Annotated in this window: 11 protein-coding genes; 6 read left to right on the forward strand and 5 right to left on the reverse strand. The window is 71.3% G+C overall.

Features of this window, described 5'->3' with window-relative positions; all coding sequences use genetic code 11:
- The first annotated feature begins 6 nt into the window (after positions 1–6).
- Positions 7–822: a hypothetical protein gene (locus tag BCF44_RS42480; protein ID WP_116180186.1), complete on the forward strand. Its 816-nt coding sequence runs from the start codon at positions 7–9 to the stop codon at positions 820–822.
- Between the two features lie 44 nt (positions 823–866).
- Here BCF44_RS42480 and BCF44_RS42485 read toward each other — a convergent pair whose 3' ends face one another.
- The gene (locus BCF44_RS42485; RefSeq protein WP_170218054.1) at positions 867–1781 is read right to left on the reverse strand and encodes an LLM class F420-dependent oxidoreductase; all 915 of its coding nucleotides are present in this window, start codon (positions 1779–1781) and stop codon (positions 867–869) included.
- 448 nt (positions 1782–2229) lie between these two features.
- On the opposite strand from BCF44_RS42485, the gene BCF44_RS58790 reads away from it, so the two are divergent.
- The 5 genes from BCF44_RS58790 to BCF44_RS42510 all read left to right on the forward strand — a co-directional run bounded on the left by BCF44_RS58790 (position 2230) and on the right by BCF44_RS42510 (position 12248).
- A complete protein-coding gene (locus BCF44_RS58790) occupies positions 2230–8133 on the forward strand; it encodes a PA14 domain-containing protein (RefSeq protein ID WP_379798476.1) in 5904 nt (1967 codons plus the stop codon).
- A 221-nt stretch (positions 8134–8354) separates the two neighbouring features.
- Complete coding sequence (locus BCF44_RS42495; protein WP_281283215.1) at positions 8355–10586, forward strand: ATP-binding protein; 2232 nt, start codon at positions 8355–8357, stop codon at positions 10584–10586.
- A gap of 154 nt (positions 10587–10740) precedes the next feature.
- Positions 10741–10953, forward strand: a complete 213-nt coding sequence (locus BCF44_RS42500) for a hypothetical protein (RefSeq protein ID WP_116180189.1) — start codon at positions 10741–10743, stop codon at positions 10951–10953.
- A 9-nt stretch (positions 10954–10962) separates the two neighbouring features.
- Positions 10963–11211: a hypothetical protein gene (locus BCF44_RS42505; RefSeq protein ID WP_116180190.1), complete on the forward strand. Its 249-nt coding sequence runs from the start codon at positions 10963–10965 to the stop codon at positions 11209–11211.
- A gap of 623 nt (positions 11212–11834) precedes the next feature.
- Positions 11835–12248, forward strand: a complete 414-nt coding sequence (locus tag BCF44_RS42510; RefSeq protein ID WP_116180191.1) for a DoxX family protein — start codon at positions 11835–11837, stop codon at positions 12246–12248.
- Between the two features lie 40 nt (positions 12249–12288).
- Here the strand turns inward: BCF44_RS42510 and BCF44_RS42515 are convergent, their stop codons facing one another.
- From BCF44_RS42515 to BCF44_RS42530, 4 genes are all read right to left on the reverse strand, one after another.
- Positions 12289–12759, reverse strand: coding sequence for an FMN-binding protein (locus BCF44_RS42515; RefSeq protein ID WP_116180192.1), 471 nt, complete (start codon positions 12757–12759; stop codon positions 12289–12291).
- Between the two features lie 9 nt (positions 12760–12768).
- Positions 12769–14160, reverse strand: a complete 1392-nt coding sequence (locus tag BCF44_RS42520) for a ferredoxin reductase family protein (RefSeq protein ID WP_116180332.1) — start codon at positions 14158–14160, stop codon at positions 12769–12771.
- Positions 14161–14224: 64 nt separating this feature from the next.
- Complete coding sequence (locus BCF44_RS42525; RefSeq protein WP_116180193.1) at positions 14225–15580, reverse strand: sensor histidine kinase; 1356 nt, start codon at positions 15578–15580, stop codon at positions 14225–14227.
- Positions 15577–16266, reverse strand: coding sequence for a response regulator transcription factor (locus BCF44_RS42530; RefSeq protein WP_170218056.1), 690 nt, complete (start codon positions 16264–16266; stop codon positions 15577–15579). The genes BCF44_RS42525 and BCF44_RS42530 overlap by 4 nt, the downstream gene beginning before the upstream one ends.
- Positions 16267–16337: the final 71 nt, after the last annotated feature.

The following is a 16337-nucleotide window of genomic DNA, read 5'->3' on the forward strand; positions in this document are numbered from 1 at the left end:
ATGGCCATGACAGCCGAACCCCTGGTGACGGTTCAGGGCGCCGGTCTGCCGGTCGTGGTGTTGCGACCGGGGGAGACGTTGCTGTTCGGGCGCGCCCCGCAGGCTTCCCCCGCGCCGGGTCGGGTGGTGCTGGCGCTGCCGGACTGCGCGCCGCACGTGTCCCGGGATCTCGGTGAACTGGTCGTCGGGACCGGCACGGTGACGCTGCGTTGGTTGGGGGCGGGCGAGGCGCAGTTGTCCAGCCTGTTCGACGCCCCGGGCGGCGCTCGCCGCGTGACCATGACGCGGTCCATGACCGCGTTGCTGGACGACGGCGAGAACCAGCTGATGGTGTTGCTGGGCCGGCAGGATCCCGACGGCCGCCTGACCGACCGGTTGCTGGCCATCGACATCGTGCGCCCCCGGCCCGACGAGCCGGGTCGGCCGGCGGCGCCCGGTGGGTCGGACGCGACCACCGAGGGGCCGAGGTTGGAGCGGTTCGGCCGGGACTGGTTCGTGGCGCTCGCGTTGACCGAGCCGTGGCTCACCGGTCAGGACGACTATCCGCGGCCGCCGTCGAACCGCGAGATCCACGAGCGGATCCTGCACTGGCGCGGCCATGCCTGGAACCTGCACCGGCCGCAGCGGGTGGACGAGGCCATCCGCACCATCTCCGCGCTCGCGTTCGGGGTCCGCAACGATCCTTACGGGTCCGAGCATCCCGGGCGACTGCAGAACGTCCGGTTCATGGTCGCGCGCCGGGCCGCGGAGCTGCGCCTGGTCACCCAGGCGGATCTGGCCGAGGTGGAACGCGCGGCGCGGGACCGCGACCCGTCGCCGTGATCCGTCCGGGGGGCCGGGAGCGCGGCGCGCTCCCGGCCCCGTCCTCAGTTCGGCAGTTCCTCGATGAGCGCCCCGGCGCGGTCCACGATCTCCGTGCCGGTGGTGCCGTTGACCACGTACAGAATCACCTCGTCGGCACCGACCGCCGTCAACGCGGCGATGTCGTCGGCGAGTTGGGCCGGGCTGCCCTGGTAGGGAGTGCGGTCGCCGGGGATGTCGTGGTCGGCCACGTACACCTGGATCAGCGGCACCAGGCGCAGGGCGGCGGCGTCGCGGCCGTGGCCCTCGGCGAGCTGGCGGATGTGCTGCCAGGTCTGGCCGATCGCCTCGGGCGGCAGACCGGACGGGATCCAGCCGTCGGCCTTGCGGGCGATGCGGTCCAGCGCCGCCGGCGCGGAGCCGCCGCCGACCAGGATCGGGATGGTGCCGACAGGCTTCGGTGACACCAGGGCGTTGTCCACCACGGTTCGGGTGTCCTGGTAGGACACCGGGTTCGGGCCCCACAGGGTCCGGCAGGCATCGATGGTGGCTTCGAGGTCGCGGCCGCGGTGGCGGATCTCCGCGCCGTGCGAACGGTACTCGTCCGAGGACCAGCCGGCGCCGAAGCCGGCGACCACCCGGCCGCCGCTGAGCTGGTCGATGGTGGCCAGCGTGCGGGCCAGCCGCAGCGGCTGGTGCAGGGGCGCGACCAGCACGCAGGTGCCGAGCTCGACCGTCTGGGTGACCGCCGCGGCCGCGGTCAGCACCGTGAGCGGCTCGGCGTTGAACTGGTAGCCGTCGTTCCAGGCCAGCCCCGGCACGCCGTACATGCCGTCGTTGGGTTGCAACGGGAACAGCACGCGTTCGTACACCCACAGGCTGTGGTAGCCGAGGCGTTCGGCCTCGCGGGCGACCGTGGTGATGTCGTGTCGGAGATCGGCTTTGCTGCCCTGCGGCAGGGACAGCCCGTATGTGGTCACGTCGACATCATGCCCGGCGCCGACATCCGAAGGACGCCGAGCCGGTCGTTCAAGGTGCATGCAAGGTTTCTGCAAGGTGGTTCGGGCTAGGGTCTGCCCGCGGTGAGACGGCTGTCCAGCGGGCCGTCCGCAGGCCGTGTCACAGGGGGGAGAACCTGTCGTGCTGCGCTTTTCGCATGCCCTTTGGACCCGAAGGGTCAGGGCTGTGCCGCTGATCGTGGTCGCGGCGCTGCTGGTCGGCGGGGTGGACGCGGCCGCCGCACCGCCCCACGCGGCGGTGGCGCCGAAGCCGATCAACGCTCGTGACGTCGGCCTGCTCCCGTCCGCGCCGACGGCCCCGGTCGCGCCGCAGGCGCCGTCGAAGGCCGATTTCACGGCACAGAGCCGGTTGGACGGCGGGGCCGGGTCGCACTTCGATCCGCAGCGGTCGAAGCCGGTGTTGCGGTCGATGTTCAGCACCGAGTACGTCAATCCGGACGGCACGCACTCGGTGCGGCAGTCGACCCAGCCGCTGAACGTGCAGGACGAAGCCGGTCACTGGCAAGCGATCCAGACGGCGCTGACCACGGACACGACGACGCGCCGTGCCGGCACGGACCACCACCCGCTGAGCCCGTCGCTGGCGACCAAGGCCAACGACGCCACCGTCCTGAAGGTCGCGTCCGGCGGCCACACCGCGGGCTTGGCGCTCGACCAGGCCGCGCCGTCCACCGCAACGGTGAAGGGCGACTCGGTCACCTACGCCGACGTCGCGGCCGGCACGGACCTGGACTACGAGGTCACGCCGGGCGCGGTCAAGGAGACCATCAAGCTCAAGCGGGCGCCGGCTGACGGGCGTTCGTCGTGGCGGTTCAAGCTCACCACCGGCGGTCTGACCCCGAAGCTCGAGTCCAACGGCTCGATCACCCTGGCCGACCAGGCCGGCGCGGCGAAGATCGTGCTGCCGCCGATCGAGACCTGGGACTCCGCGGGCAAGGGCGAGACGGCGCCGGCGATGACGGGCGGCGCCTACGCCCTGGACCGGGCGGGCTCGGACTGGTGGCTGACCGTCAAGGTCGACCCGAAGTGGCTGCGCGATCCGAAGCGGGTGTACCCGGTCTTCGTCGACCCGACGGTCACCTACGGCGTGCAGTACTCCTTCGCGTTCCGGTCGGACGGCTACAACTGCAACGACTGCGGCCTGCGGATCGGCAACAGCCAGGCCAACGGCGACACCTACAACCGCTCGGTGGCGCACTTCGACTACTCGCCGCTGTGGGGCAAGACGGTCGTCGGCGCGACTGTGGACGTCACCCGCAACACGAGCGTGAACGGCTCGGTCAGGACCTGGAACGCGAACCTGACCCACGCGTCGGACAACAACTTCGACGGCGTCGGCGACTACCTGGTCAGCGCCCTGGTCGGCGACGTCGGCACGTTCTCCGGCCCGGCACTGACGAACTTCCTGCGTGACCGGGTGAACGCCCGCGACGCCAACGTGTCGTTCATGCTGATCGGCGCGGAGAACCCCGGCACCTGGACGTACAAGAACCTCAACGCCACGCTCACCGTCGACACCGGTTCCCCGGCGCCGGCGGCCACGCTGGTCGGACCGGCCGACGGCACGGTGTCGACGTCGCTGACGCCGACGTTGTCGGTGAACCCGGTCAGCGACCCCGACGGTGACCCGGTCAAGTACTGCTTCCGCATCGCCACCGGCGCCGACGCGAAGTCCGGTGTCGTCGTCGAGTCGGGCTGCCTGCCCACGCCGACCTGGACCGTCCCGGCCGGTGTCCTCCAGGACGGCGTCGCCTACACGTGGCAGGCGATGACCTACAGCGGCGCCACCACGGTCACACCGTCCTGGATCGGCCACTTCAAGATCGATCAGCGCATCGGCGACCACGGCCCCTCGCCCGTCGACACCGCCGGACCGGTCACCGTCAACCTGGCCAACGGCAACGTGTCCACCGCCGAGCAGACTCCGTCGTTCACCACCGTCGGCGGCAACGCCGGCCTGTCGTTCACGTACAACTCCCAGCAGGTCGAGAACAAGGGGCTGCGGGCGTCCTACTTCGTCGACCTGTCCCACAACGGCATCATCAACGACGCCCAGCAGCCCGTCCTCGTGCGCACCGAGCCCCAGGTCGACGTCGACTGGGGCACGGACTCACCGTTCCCGCCGGCGCTGCCGGCCGACTGGTTCGTCGCCCGCTGGGAGGGTTTCTTCCAGGCGCCGGCCACCGGCACGTACCAGTTCGCGGGCGTGCACGACGACGGCGCCACCGTGTGGATCGACAACGCCAAGGTCTACGAGGTCAACACCCCGAGCGACCTGAACTGGACCCAGGCCGTCAACGTCTCCCTCACCGCGGGGCAGCGGGTCCCGATCAAGGTGGAGAACGCGGAGGCCACCGGCGCGGCGAAGATGCGCCTGTTCGTCCGGACCACCGACAACACCACCGTCGCCCCGCAGATCGTGCCCGCCGACTGGCTGTTCACCTCCGACCTGCCGGTGCTCCCGCAGGGCTGGACGCTGTCGGCCGATCTGGACGGCGACGGCTCGAGCTACACCGAGGCCAAGGTCACCGACCAGAACATCGTCCTGACCGACGCCACCGGAGCCAAGCACACCTGGACCAAGAAGAGCACCGGCGGCTACACCGCACCGGACAACGAGGGCGGCACGATCGCCCTGGACACGGCCGGCAAGGTCACCCTCAGCGAGGGCACCGAGGTGTACGTCTTCCGACCCGACGGCAAGCTCGACACCCAGACCAGCGTGCTCGACAGCCGCAAGCCGGCCACGCTTCAGTACCTCTACGACGGCACCCCGTCCCGGCTGCGGGAGATCAAGGACCCCGTCGCGCAGCGGTCCCACGTGCTGCACTACAACCGACCCGGTGACGACTGCTACGGCGGCGTGACCCCACCCCCGGGTGCCGCCGCGCTGCCGCCGTCGCAGATGCTGTGCCGGATCAGCTACTGGGACGGGACCGAGACGCGCCTCTGGTACACCGGCACGGGAACCCTGAGCCTGGGCCGGATCGAGGATCCGGGCTCGGAGATCACCGACTACGGCTACAACGCCCAGGGCCTGCTCGTCGGCACCCGTGACCCGCTCGACAACGACTGGATCGCCGCCGACCCGGCCAACCGCACGGCCAACGCCGGCGACCTGACGACGACCATTTCCTACGACACCGCCGCCAAGCCGAAGGCCACCGGCGTCAGCTCGGCCGTGCCGGCCATCGGCCAGCCGCGGCCCGGCAAGGGCTACCGCTACGACCCGGCCAACCGCCAGACCTTCGTCGACGTCGCCGGCCTCAGCCCCGCGATCGGCTTCTCCTCGAAGGTCACCTACGACGACGCCGACCGGGCCCTGTCCACCACCGACGCGACCGGCCGGGCCACCAGCACCACCTGGAACGTCAAGGACCAGGAGCTGACCTCGACCGACGCCGCCGGCCGGGTCTCGACCACGGTCTACGACTACGCCGACCGGCCCGCCGACACCTACGGGCCGGCCCCGGCCTCGTGCTTCAGCGGCCAGAACCCGACCGCCGCGTGCACCGGCACGGTGCCGCACACCCACACCGGCTACGACGAGAACGTCAACGGGCTCGCCGTGTCCTGGTACGACAACGACCAGTTCAACGGCGCGCCGAAGGTGTACACCACCGGCCTCGGCACCGCGGACGGCTCGTTCGTGGAGAACTGGGGGAGCGCGGCGCCCACCGCCGGCATCCCCGCGGACCACTTCTCCCTGCGGGCGACCGGCGACATCGCCTTCCCCGCCGCGGGCGACTACACCCTGCGCCTGCTCGCCGACGACGGCGTCCGGATGTGGGTGGACGACCAGCTGGTGATCGACGACTGGATCAACACCACGCCCAAGTGGCGCCAGGCCGTCGTCCACAGCGACGCGCCCGGCCAGGCGAAACGCATCCGCATCGAGTACTACGAGTTCGACCTGACCGCGCAGCTCGAGCTGGACTGGACCACGCCGTCCGGGACGCAGCAGCCGGTGCCCGGCACGCAGCTGCGGCCGCGCTACGGCCTGAGCACCTCCAGCACGACGTCCGAGTCCGACGGCGTCCCGGACAAGGCGACCGGCACCCAGTACGGCCAGAACGGACTGGACGCGGCCTACGGCCTGGCGAGCAGCGCGGTGACCGATCCGAACGGCCTGAAGCTGGCCAGCGGCATCGGATACGAGCCCGTCGGCACCGGCTACCTGCGCAAGACCAGCAAGACCATGCCCACCGGCGCCCAGGTGAGCTACGCCTACTACGGCGACACCGAAACGCGAGCCAATCCCTGTGTCGCCGGCAGCCCCGCCGTCAACCAGGGCGGCCTGCCGAAGCTGACGACGTCCAGCACACCGGCGACCGGAGGTGCGCGCACGGACGAACACGTCTACGACGCCTCCGGCCGCGTGGTCGCCAAGGCCACGTCGGGCGACTGGGTCTGCACCACATACGACGCCCGTGACCGCGTGACGCAGGCCACCTACCCGGCCAACTCCGCCACCGGCGCCCGCACCGTCACCACCAACTACGCCGTCGGCGGCGACCCCCTCACCACCTCCGTCACCGACCCGGCCGGCACCGTCACCACCACGGTGGACCTGCTCGGTCGCACCGTCGCCTACACCGACACCCACGGCACCAGGACCACCACCAGCTACGACCAGGCCGGCCGTGTCGGCAGCCAGATCACGGCGTTCGCCAACGCCGCCGACGGCACCACGACCCTGAGCTACACCTACGACGACGCCGGCCGGCAGGTCTCCGTGAAGAAGGACAACCAGGTGCTGGCGACCAGCGGCTACGACGCCGCCGGCGAACTCGCCACCGTCACCTACGCCAACGGCACCAAACTCAGCGCCATCGCCAAGAACGCGGCCGGCGAGACCACCGGCCTGACCTGGACCACCAGCGACAACCACCAGATCGCCTCGACCGTCACACGGACCCGGGCCGGCACCGTCACCGACGAGTCACTCGGCGGCACCGACCCGAACCCGGCTGGCGCCAACTACTCCTACGACGCCGCGGGACGGCTCACCGAGGCGTACGTGACAGGACACCACTACACCTACGACTTCACATCCGCCGCGGCCGCCAGCTGCCCGGCCGGTACCCAGGCCAACGCGGGCTTGAACACCAACCGGATGCGGTTGCTCGACCAGACCGGCAGCGGCACCGCCGTCACCAACTACTGCTACGACGCCGCCGACCGGCTCCTCGCCGTCCAGGGCGCGACGTCGATGACCGGCATCGGCTACGACACGCACGGCAACACGACCGCGTACACCAGCGGCGACGTCACCACGCGCCTCGGATTCGACAGCGCCGACCGCAACATCCTGGCCACCAGCACCAGCGGTGATCCCGCCAAGAACGCGGCCATCTCCTACACCCGCGACGCCACCGACCGCATCGTGCGCCGCGACGGCGATTCGCCCGGAACCGTCCTCTACGGATACACCGGCAGCGGGGATTCCGCCGCTGTCACCTACGACGGCGCCAAGCGTCTGCTCTCCGTCACGACGGCTCTGCCCGGCGGGGTCGTGCTGACGAGCCAGAACGCCGCGTCCACGTGGGACTACCCGTCGGTCCGGGGCGACCTGGTGCTCACCGCCACGAACACCGGGACGCAGCAAGGCGACCTGCGCACGTACGACCCGTTCGGGCAGCCGCTCACCGCCGCCGGCGCCGTCGACCCACAGAACGTGCCGGACAACTCGCCCGGCAAGATGGACTACGGCTGGCTCGGGCAGCACCAGCGCGCGTACGAGCATGCCGGGGCCCTCGATCTGGTCCAGATGGGTGCCCGCGTCTACAGCCCGGTCCTCGGCCGCTTCCTCCAGGTCGATCCGGTCGAAGGCGGCAGCGCCAACGACTACGACTACGTCTCCGCCGACCCGATCAACGCCACCGACCTCAACGGCGACCGCCGCCACCGCGTCGTCCGGCATCGCTACACCCGGCACGTCCGAGCGCGCTACCACGTCCGAGCGCGCCACTACAGCCGGGCGCGGTACAGCCGCCCGCACGCGCACTTCATCGTCCGGCACGTCGCGCGCTTCATGGGCGACGTCTCCCTTTCGCCGCACTACAACGCGAGGTTCGTCAGCTACCGGCGGTCGGGCGGCTTCTCCTGGAACGGTGCGCTGTGCAGCGGCGCCAACGCGATCTTCTGGAGCGTCTTGACCGGCCCGATCGAGGTGCCGGCGTGGGTGGCCCGGGTGCTGGGGATCGGCGGCGGTATCGGATGGAGCGTCTTCTCCGGTGGCGGCGACTGCACGCCCCCGTACGACAACCCCAACAACACAGTGGGATACCAGGCGATGATGGAGGCGCCTTAAGCGGCCGGGACCGCGACCGGGGCGGCCACGGCGACCATCCCGAACGTGAGCCGGGCGAAGCGGGACGACAGGGACATGTGTAGTCCTTTCATCTGACGGGCGGACCACTATCGTCAGGGGGTACCGAGGGCGACGCCAGGCACCCGAACCGGCAGCTTGCTGCCGGTTCGGGTGCCTGGCGTCACGGCGACCGAGGGGGCGGTGTGGGGGAGCACGATTCGGTGCTGCGACGGCTGCGACTACGGGCGAGGATGACCCAGGAGGAATTGGCTGAGCGATCCGGATTGTCGGTGCGAACGATTCGGGGATTGGAGAGCGGCAGCAACAGGAACCCCAAGCTCGACTCGTTGCGACTGCTCGCCGAGGCGCTGGGCCTCGATCAGACCGACCGCGACGAGCTGCTGGGCCCCCGACCTGCGGCTTCGGCGGAGCCGGCGCCCTCACGCCAACTGCCCGCCGCCCCGGCCTGGTTCACCGGCCGCGACCCGGAACTGACCGACCTGGCCCGGTTCATGGACTCCGAGGTCAGGATCGCCGTGATCTCCGGGGCCGGCGGGATCGGCAAGACGTCGCTGGCGCTGCGCTGGGCCCACCGCCATCTCGACCGCTTTCCCGACGGTCAGCTGTTCGTCGACCTCCGCGGGTTCAGCCCGGACAGCGACCCACTCGACCCGTTGACGGCCGTGCGTGGCTTCCTGCACGGTCTGGGCGTCGACCCCGCCCGCATGACCGGCGGCCTGGAGGAGCACAGCGCGCTGTACCGCAGCCACGTCGCCGACAAGCGCATGCTGATCGTGCTGGACAACGCCGCGACCGGCGAGCAGGTCGTCCCGCTGCTGCCCGGCACCTCCGGCTGCACCGTGCTCGTGACCAGCAGAAATATCCTCACCTCGCTGCTGCACCGGCACGGGGCCCATCACCTGTCCCTGGGACTGCTCACCGAGGACGAGACCTACGCCATGCTCGCTCGGCGGTTGGGCGCCGAGCGGCTCGCCGCCGAACCCGAAGCCGTCGCGGAACTGGCCGCGCTGTGCGGCCGGTACCCCTTGGCGTTGGCCATCATGTCCGCCCGCGCCCTGGCGCGCCCGCACATTCCGCTGGCGGAATTCGCCGCCGAACTGCACGAGTCCGACCTCGACGACGATCCGGACAACAGCCCGTCCGCGGTCATGGCCTGCTCGGTGCGGGCGCTGACCGCCGAGCAGCGCACCACGTTCGGGCTCCTGGGCGTCGCGCCCGGCACCCACATCGATCTGCCGGCCGCGGCCGGCCTCACGGCGCTGCCGGTGCAGCAGGCCCGGACCGTGCTCCGAGCGCTCGAGGAAGCCTCGCTCCTGCATCGGCGGCCGGGTGGGCGCTACGTGATGCACGACATCGTCCGGCGCTACGCCGTCGACACGGCCTTGCAAGGCATTGCTGCCACGGAACGGGAAGCGGCGCTGCGGCGGCTGCTCGACCACTACATCCACACCGCCCACGCCGCCGACCGCCTGCTGGCCCCGCACCGTTCCCTCGTCCCGCCCGTCTCCCACGCGCCCGGCATCTCGCCCGCGCCGCCGCGCGACCACGCGGCGGCGTTGGACTGGTTCTACGCCGAACACGCCAATCTCCTTGCCGCCCAGCACGCCGCCATCGCCCTGCGCTGGTCCGACGCCATCTGGCAGCTTGCCTGGCAGGTGGGGACCTTCTGGCTCAGACGGGGATACCGCCACGAGGATCTCGCGGCGTGGCAGGCCGCGGCGAACGCCGTCGAGCATCTCACCGATCCGGCCGATCTCGCTCGTACGAAACGACGTCTCGGCGTCGCCTACGGCATGATGGGGCGCCATCACGAGGCGATCGAGCACCTCCACGAGGCCCTCGCGTTGGCCGAGCACCACCAGGTCGTCGCCGAGCAAGCCTATGCCCACCACCAGCTCTCGTGGGCCTGGGGCGTGCGCGGCGACGACCAGCGCGCCCTGGAGCACGCCGTCCGGGCCCTCGACTTCTTCCGGACCCTCGACCGCCCGGTCTGGCAGGCCACCGCGCACGCCCAGGTCGGCTGGCGCCTCGCCCGCGTCGGCGACTACGACGCCGCGCGGCAGCACTGCCAGCACGCCGTCCGGCTCGACCCCGACAGCACCCCCGATGTCGCCGCCGACAACCAGCGCGCCCTCGGCTACATCGCCCACCACACCGGTCGCCACCGCGATGCCATCGAGCACTACCGGCTCGCCCTGACCTTCGCCCGCACCCTCAGCCACACCGCCGAATTCGCCAAGACCCTGGAGAACCTCGGGCAGCCGCACGTCGCTCTCGGCCAGCACGACGAGGCCCGGGCGGTGTGGCTGGAGGCGCTGGAGCTGTACCGCCAGTTGGGCCGCACCGAGGACGCCGACCGTGCCCGTCAGCAGCTCGACTCGCTCGGCGCCGCTCGGAGCCTGGTCGGAGCCCAGGACCGCGAGCAGGGCTAGCGCGTTGCCGGTGGGGTGACAGGACTGCGTCCCGTCACCCCACTCGGCGGTCAGCAGATCGTGGCCACCACGGTGCCGGTGCCCGGGTGTCCGGGGTTCGGCTGGTAGCCCCGGGTCGGTCTTGACGATGACGACGTGCACGGTGTCACCGGCGATGACCGGCCCCGACTTCGTGATGTGGCTGGACACGAGGACCGCCATGTACGACGGAAGTGTGCCGGCCGACGTGTCCTTGAAGCCCTTGAAGCTGGCCGGCGCGGATCCGCCGCTGAGGGAGTTGGCGGTCCACCACCACTGGGTGCCGCAGAACGTCACCGCGCCGGTCGCGCTGCGGTCGCCGACCACGAACGAGCCGCCCTGGCTGTAGGCGTACACGATGGCGTGCTGGGCGTTGTCGGACGGCAGGTCGGCGTCGTCACCGGCGAAGCTGTCGGTGACCGGCCGCGGTCCCAGCCCGACGGTGACCGGGTTGATGGAGCAGGCCGCGGTCCCGGCGGCATTGGTGACCGCGGTGCAGCTCTGGGCGGTGCTGCCGGAACCAAGCGACATGGTGACGCTCTTGCCGGGCAACGGGGTGCCGCTGGTGGCGTTGGTCAGCGTCGACGACAAGGCGGGCCGGTGGTGACGCCGCGCGTGCAGCCGTCACCGCCGCCGGTCGCCGTCGGGCCGAGGACGAGCTGGCCGCCGAACGACACGGCGACGGTGTGCGGCCACAGGTCGAAGACGGACGGTCCAAATGAGACAGTCACGTAGTCGACGTTCTCGTTGGCGGCAGTGGCGTTCGCGATCCGGATCGCCCCGCCGTCGAGCGAAGCGCTGCCCGGCAGGCTTTCGTTGACGACGCCGTCGCCGGTGTCGAACGGCGTCGGGAAGTTGGTCGGCGCCGGGCGGAGGGTGTCGGCGTAGCCGAGGTAGACGTCGTACCCGGCGGGCGGGTCGGCCGGCGGAGAAAGAAACTTGCATCCGATCGGGGAGTCTTCGCATTACCGGACGACAGACGGTCCCGCGACGCTGGACCGCTCGGGCGATCCGGTTCGTGATCTCGCGGGAATGTCCGGTAAGAGAACGGTGAGAACTCGCCGACGGGCAACTTTCGAGGGGTGCACGGATACCCCCGGCACGGTATACCTGACCGCGCCGTTTCTCTCCGGAAGTTGGCCCCTGCCGGGAGAAAACGGTTTCTGCCGCCGTGCATTTCCCTGCCCGTGGGCGCCCGCGCGCGCCCGCTCGTAGTGACCCGGAGGGCACATGCATCGTCTGGAACCCGCCCGTGAGCACCTGATCGGGCTGTATCGCATCGTGATCGGACTTTTGTTCGCCTGTCACGGACTGAAGACCATCTTCGGCCTGTTCGGCTCGCACCCGTCCCCGGTCGGCGTGTGGCCCGGCTGGTGGGCCGCGCTCATCCAGTTGGTGTGCGGCACGCTGGTGTGCGTCGGCGTCGCGACCAGGCCCGCCGCGCTGCTGGGCTCGGGTTCGATGGCCTTCGCCTATTTCACCGTGCACGCACCCCACGGCCTGTGGCCGATCCAGAACGGCGGCGAGGCGGCGGCGTTGTTCTGCTGGGCGCTGCTCATCGTGGTGTTCACCGGTCCCGGCCGTTTCGCGCTGGCCCGGGTGTGGTCGCGTCGGATCGCCGAACCCGTCCCATCATCGGCCTGACAAAGGAATCCCGGTGACCGGCCCGTGACCACCCGGCCGGTCACCGGTGGGAGGCGTCGATGGCGGACTGGAGCGACTGTATGTAGCCCTCGGAGGTGTAGGTGGCGCCGCTGACGGTGTCGATCTGGGCGCTCTGCGCCTGCAAGGTCTCCTGCACCAGCTGGGGCACGGCGGCGTCGTTGATCTCGACGTCGCGACGGCTCTCGTTGGGCGCCTGCACGGTTTCGGCGCTGGTGATCCGACCGCCGGACACCGTGATCCGGACCTGCACGGGCCCGTACGGGGTGTCGGCGGCGCCGCCGTCGTACGTGCCGCTCGCGCTGTTGGTGGCCGGCGGCGTGCCGCTCGACGTCGTCGGGGCGGCGGTGGTGTTCGGCACCGACGAGCCGGCCGGCACCTGATTGCGGGGACCGGTGGCGCCCAGGGCGTCCGGGTGAGTGCTGGTGCGATAGCTGAACAGCAGCACCAACACCGACACGGTGGCCGCGAAGATCACGGCGATCCTGGTCATGCTTTCCTCCTACCAGGCAAAGCTTTCGGTGTGGATGCGGTTGCGCTCGACGCCGACGGCCTCGGCCGAGGCCATGACGGCGGCGGTCCATTCCTCGGGGCCGCACACGTAGACGTCGTGCTCGGCGATGTCCGGAACCAAGCGCCGCAACACATGTGGGTCGGACGCGCCCTGGTAGCGGTCCGGCAGCCACGAAGTGCGACCGCGAGGCCGAGGCCCGAGCAGGTAGGCGAGCCGGATGCCGCGGTGCGCGGCGATCGCGTCGAGTTCCTTGCGGAACACCAGGTCCTCGGCGGAACCGGCTCGATAGAGCAGCACCGCGTCGCCCCGTCGATACGGCATCGCCTCCAGGAGCGCCCGCAACGGGGTGATGCCGACCCCGGCGGCGATCAGCGTGACTTTCGGACCACGGCGGACGGAGCCGAGCCGTCCGTACGGCCCTTCGAACAGCGCTCGCATGCCCGGACGGAGCCGGGCGAGGCGGGCGCTGCCCTCGCCGAGGTTCTTCGCCGTGATCCGCAGGCGGACGCCGTCGGGCGCGGCCGAGAGCGAGAACGGGTGGCCGCGCGTGAAACCCGGGCCGTCGAGGAACCGCCACACGAAGAACTGCCCGGCCGCCACCGGAAGCTGTGCCAGGTCGCGCCCGCGCAAGTACACCGACACCACGTCGGGCGCCTCCTGGACGACGCCGTCGACGACCATGCGGTGGCGCAGGTTGCGCGTGACGGGAACTCCCACCCTCCAGATCAGCATCGCGCCGGCGGCCAGCGCGTAGGCCGTCCACCAGAACACGGTCGCGACCGGCGAGGCGGTGAAGTCCGCGCCGGTCCACAACTGGTGCGGCAATGCCAACCCCACGCCGAGGTACGCGTAGAGGTGCAGCAGGTGCCACGACTCGTACCGCAGCTTGCGGCGGGCCGCCCGTATCGACGTCACCGCGACGAGGATCAGCGCCACAGTCCCGGCGGTGGCCAGCAGCATGCCGGGATAGGTGGTGACCAGGTCCCACACCTCGCCCAGCAGCCCGCTGCGGTCATCGGCGGCGTAGCCGAGGCTGATGAGCACCACATGCGCGAGCATCAGGTTCACCGAGCCGAACCCGACGAGCCGGTGCCGGCGGGCCAGCTCGTCCTGGCCGTAACTGCGTTCCACCCACGGGATCCGCGCCATCAGCAGCACCTGGAGCAGCAACAGGTCGGCGGACACGAGGCCGGTCAGCCGGCCCAGCGTGGTCAGCGGATCGGTCGCGAGATTCTGCACGCCGCGGCCGGACACCCACAGCGCCACCACGAACAGGACGCTGAACCAGGCGGTCAGGCCCGACACGTCACGCCACCACTGGCGGGCGGGTCGCGGCAGCCTCGGCCTGATCGGGGTGCGGCTGCGGAGGGTGGCGGTCAACGGGGCTCCCGGGTCGGTTTCCCGCCACACTGCCCGCACAGGGTGAGGGCCGAGCGTGGAGTTGTTAAGAGTCCGGTGAGAGCCGCTCCTCGGCGACCGTGAATCCCACCACCGCGCCGCCGCCGGGTCGACGGGCGGCGACGACGTCGCCACCGTGCGCGAGCGCGACCTGCCGGACGATCGCCAGGCCCAGCCCTGACCCGGGCAGGGCGCGGGCGGTGTCTGCGCGGTAGAACCGGTCGAACACACGCGCCAGGTCGGCCTCGGCGATGCCCGGCCCGTGATCGCGGACCTCGACCCGTCCGCCGCGCAGCACGACCTCGACCGGCCCGGTGCGGTCGAACTTCACGGCGTTCTCCAGCAGGTTCATCACCGCCCGCTCCAGCGCGCGGGCGCGTCCGAGCAGGCGGACCGGCTCGGTGTCGACGTGGATCTCGCGTCCGGACCGTCGCCGCACCCGGTCCGCGGCGCGGGTGACGACCTCGGCCAGGTCCACCGGCTCCGGCGGCTCCTCCTCGTAGCGGCGGGTGGCCAGCTCGACCAGCTCGTCCACCACGTGGGTCAGCTCACGAGTCTCGCCGTCGACGTCCTCGAGCAGCCGCTCCCGCGCGTCCGGGTCGAGCTCGGCGAAGCGGCGCAGGACGCGGGCGTTGGTGCGCAGGCTGGTCAGCGGCGTGCGCAGCTCGTGGGCGGCGTCCTGGACCAGCCGCTCCTGGTCGTCACGGGAGGTGGCCAGCCGACTCAGCATGGCGTCGAACGTGGCCGCGAGGCGGCCGACCTCGTCGCGGCCGTCCACCGGCACCTCGACGTCGAGTCGGCCGCTGGCGCTGACCTGCTCGGCCAGCGCGGTCAGCCGCACCAGCCGGCGCGTGACGCGGCGGGCGATGAACCAGCCGACCGCCGCCGCGACCACCAGCACCAGCCCGCTGACCAGGGCGATGCGCACGGCCAGCGCCGCCAGCACGACTCGCGTCTGGTCGACGTCGATGCCCAGCTGGAGGGCGCCGTCGCCGGGATGTTGGGCGACGGTGACGACGCGGTAGTCGTCGGGGCTCACGGTGGCGTCGTCGTACCGGTGGTCGCCGGGCCTTCCCCTCGCGGCCAGGTCCCGATCGTCCTGGGTGACCGGCAGCGCGACCAGGCGTCCGCCGATGGCTTGGACGCTGCCGTCCGGATGGATCAGCTGGGCGACCATCGGCTGGGCCTGGTCGTGCGTGTTGTCCGCGCCGGTGATCGCCGGATTCGGGGCGAGCACGGCGGTCTCGCCGGCGGCGATCTCCGCGGCCGTGTCCAGCAGCGTCCGGTCGAGCTCCTGGTGGATCTGGTCGGAGGCGGTCTCGTAGCTGAACGCGCCGACCAGCACCGACACCGCCGCGCCGACGGCGGCGAACGTGAGCGCGAGCCGGGCCGAGAGGTTCATGCAGACCGCACCGAATAGCCGACGCCGCGGACGGTGTGGATCAGGCCGGTCGCCCCGGCGTCCTCGAGCTTGCGCCGCAGGTAGCCGATGTAGACGGCGAGGTTCTTCGACTCCGGGCCGAACTCGTAGCCCCAGATGCGGCGGTAGATGGTGGCCCGGTCCAGCACGATGCCGGCGTTGCGGACCAGCAGTTCCAGCAGGTCGAACTCGGTCTTGGACAGGGTGATCTCGGTGTCCAGCCACCACACCCGCCGGGCCCCGGGATCGACCGTGAGCCGGTCCAGCCGAAGGCGCTGGACCGGGCCGCCCGCGGTGTCCGGCGCGGCCCGTCGCAGCAGCGCCCGCAGGCGGGCGAGCAACTCGTCCAGTTCGAACGGTTTGGGCAGGTAGTCGTCCGCGCCGGCGTCGAGCCCGGCGACCCGGTCGGAGGTCTCCACCCGGGCGGTCAGCATCATGATCGGAGTGCCGTCACCGTCCGCGCGCAGCACCCGGCACACGCCCAGCCCGTCCACGGACGGCATCATCACGTCCAGGATGAGCACGTCGAACCGCTCGCGGCGCGCGGTGGCCAGCGCGTCGACGCCGTCGCTCACCACGACGACCTCGTAGCCCTCCAGCTCCAGCGCGCGCAGCAGCGACTCACGGATGGCCCGGTCGTCGTCGGCGACCAGCACTCGGTACGGCACGGCACCATAATGCCGCCACGGCGCCCAGCCGGCGCCGGGCCCCGCCTGGATGTCCTCTTCGGACACCGCGG

Origin of the sequence: Kutzneria buriramensis (assembly GCF_003387475.1) — a bacterium.
Lineage (GTDB): Bacteria > Actinomycetota > Actinomycetes > Mycobacteriales > Pseudonocardiaceae > Kutzneria > Kutzneria buriramensis.

Excerpts from the sequence above, each read along its gene's own strand:
- BCF44_RS42510 (WP_116180191.1), top strand. The coding sequence starts at position 11,835 with ATGCATCGTCTGGAACCCGCCCGTGAGCACCTGATCGGGCTGTATCGC.
- BCF44_RS42515 (WP_116180192.1), bottom strand. The coding sequence starts at position 12,759 with ATGACCAGGATCGCCGTGATCTTCGCGGCCACCGTGTCGGTGTTGGTG.
- BCF44_RS42525 (WP_116180193.1), bottom strand. The coding sequence starts at position 15,580 with ATGAACCTCTCGGCCCGGCTCGCGCTCACGTTCGCCGCCGTCGGCGCG.
- BCF44_RS42500 (WP_116180189.1), top strand. The coding sequence starts at position 10,741 with ATGACCGGCCCCGACTTCGTGATGTGGCTGGACACGAGGACCGCCATG.
- BCF44_RS42480 (WP_116180186.1), top strand. The coding sequence starts at position 7 with ATGACAGCCGAACCCCTGGTGACGGTTCAGGGCGCCGGTCTGCCGGTC.
- BCF44_RS42505 (WP_116180190.1), top strand. The coding sequence starts at position 10,963 with ATGGCGTGCTGGGCGTTGTCGGACGGCAGGTCGGCGTCGTCACCGGCG.
- BCF44_RS58790 (WP_379798476.1), top strand. The coding sequence starts at position 2,230 with ATGTTCAGCACCGAGTACGTCAATCCGGACGGCACGCACTCGGTGCGG.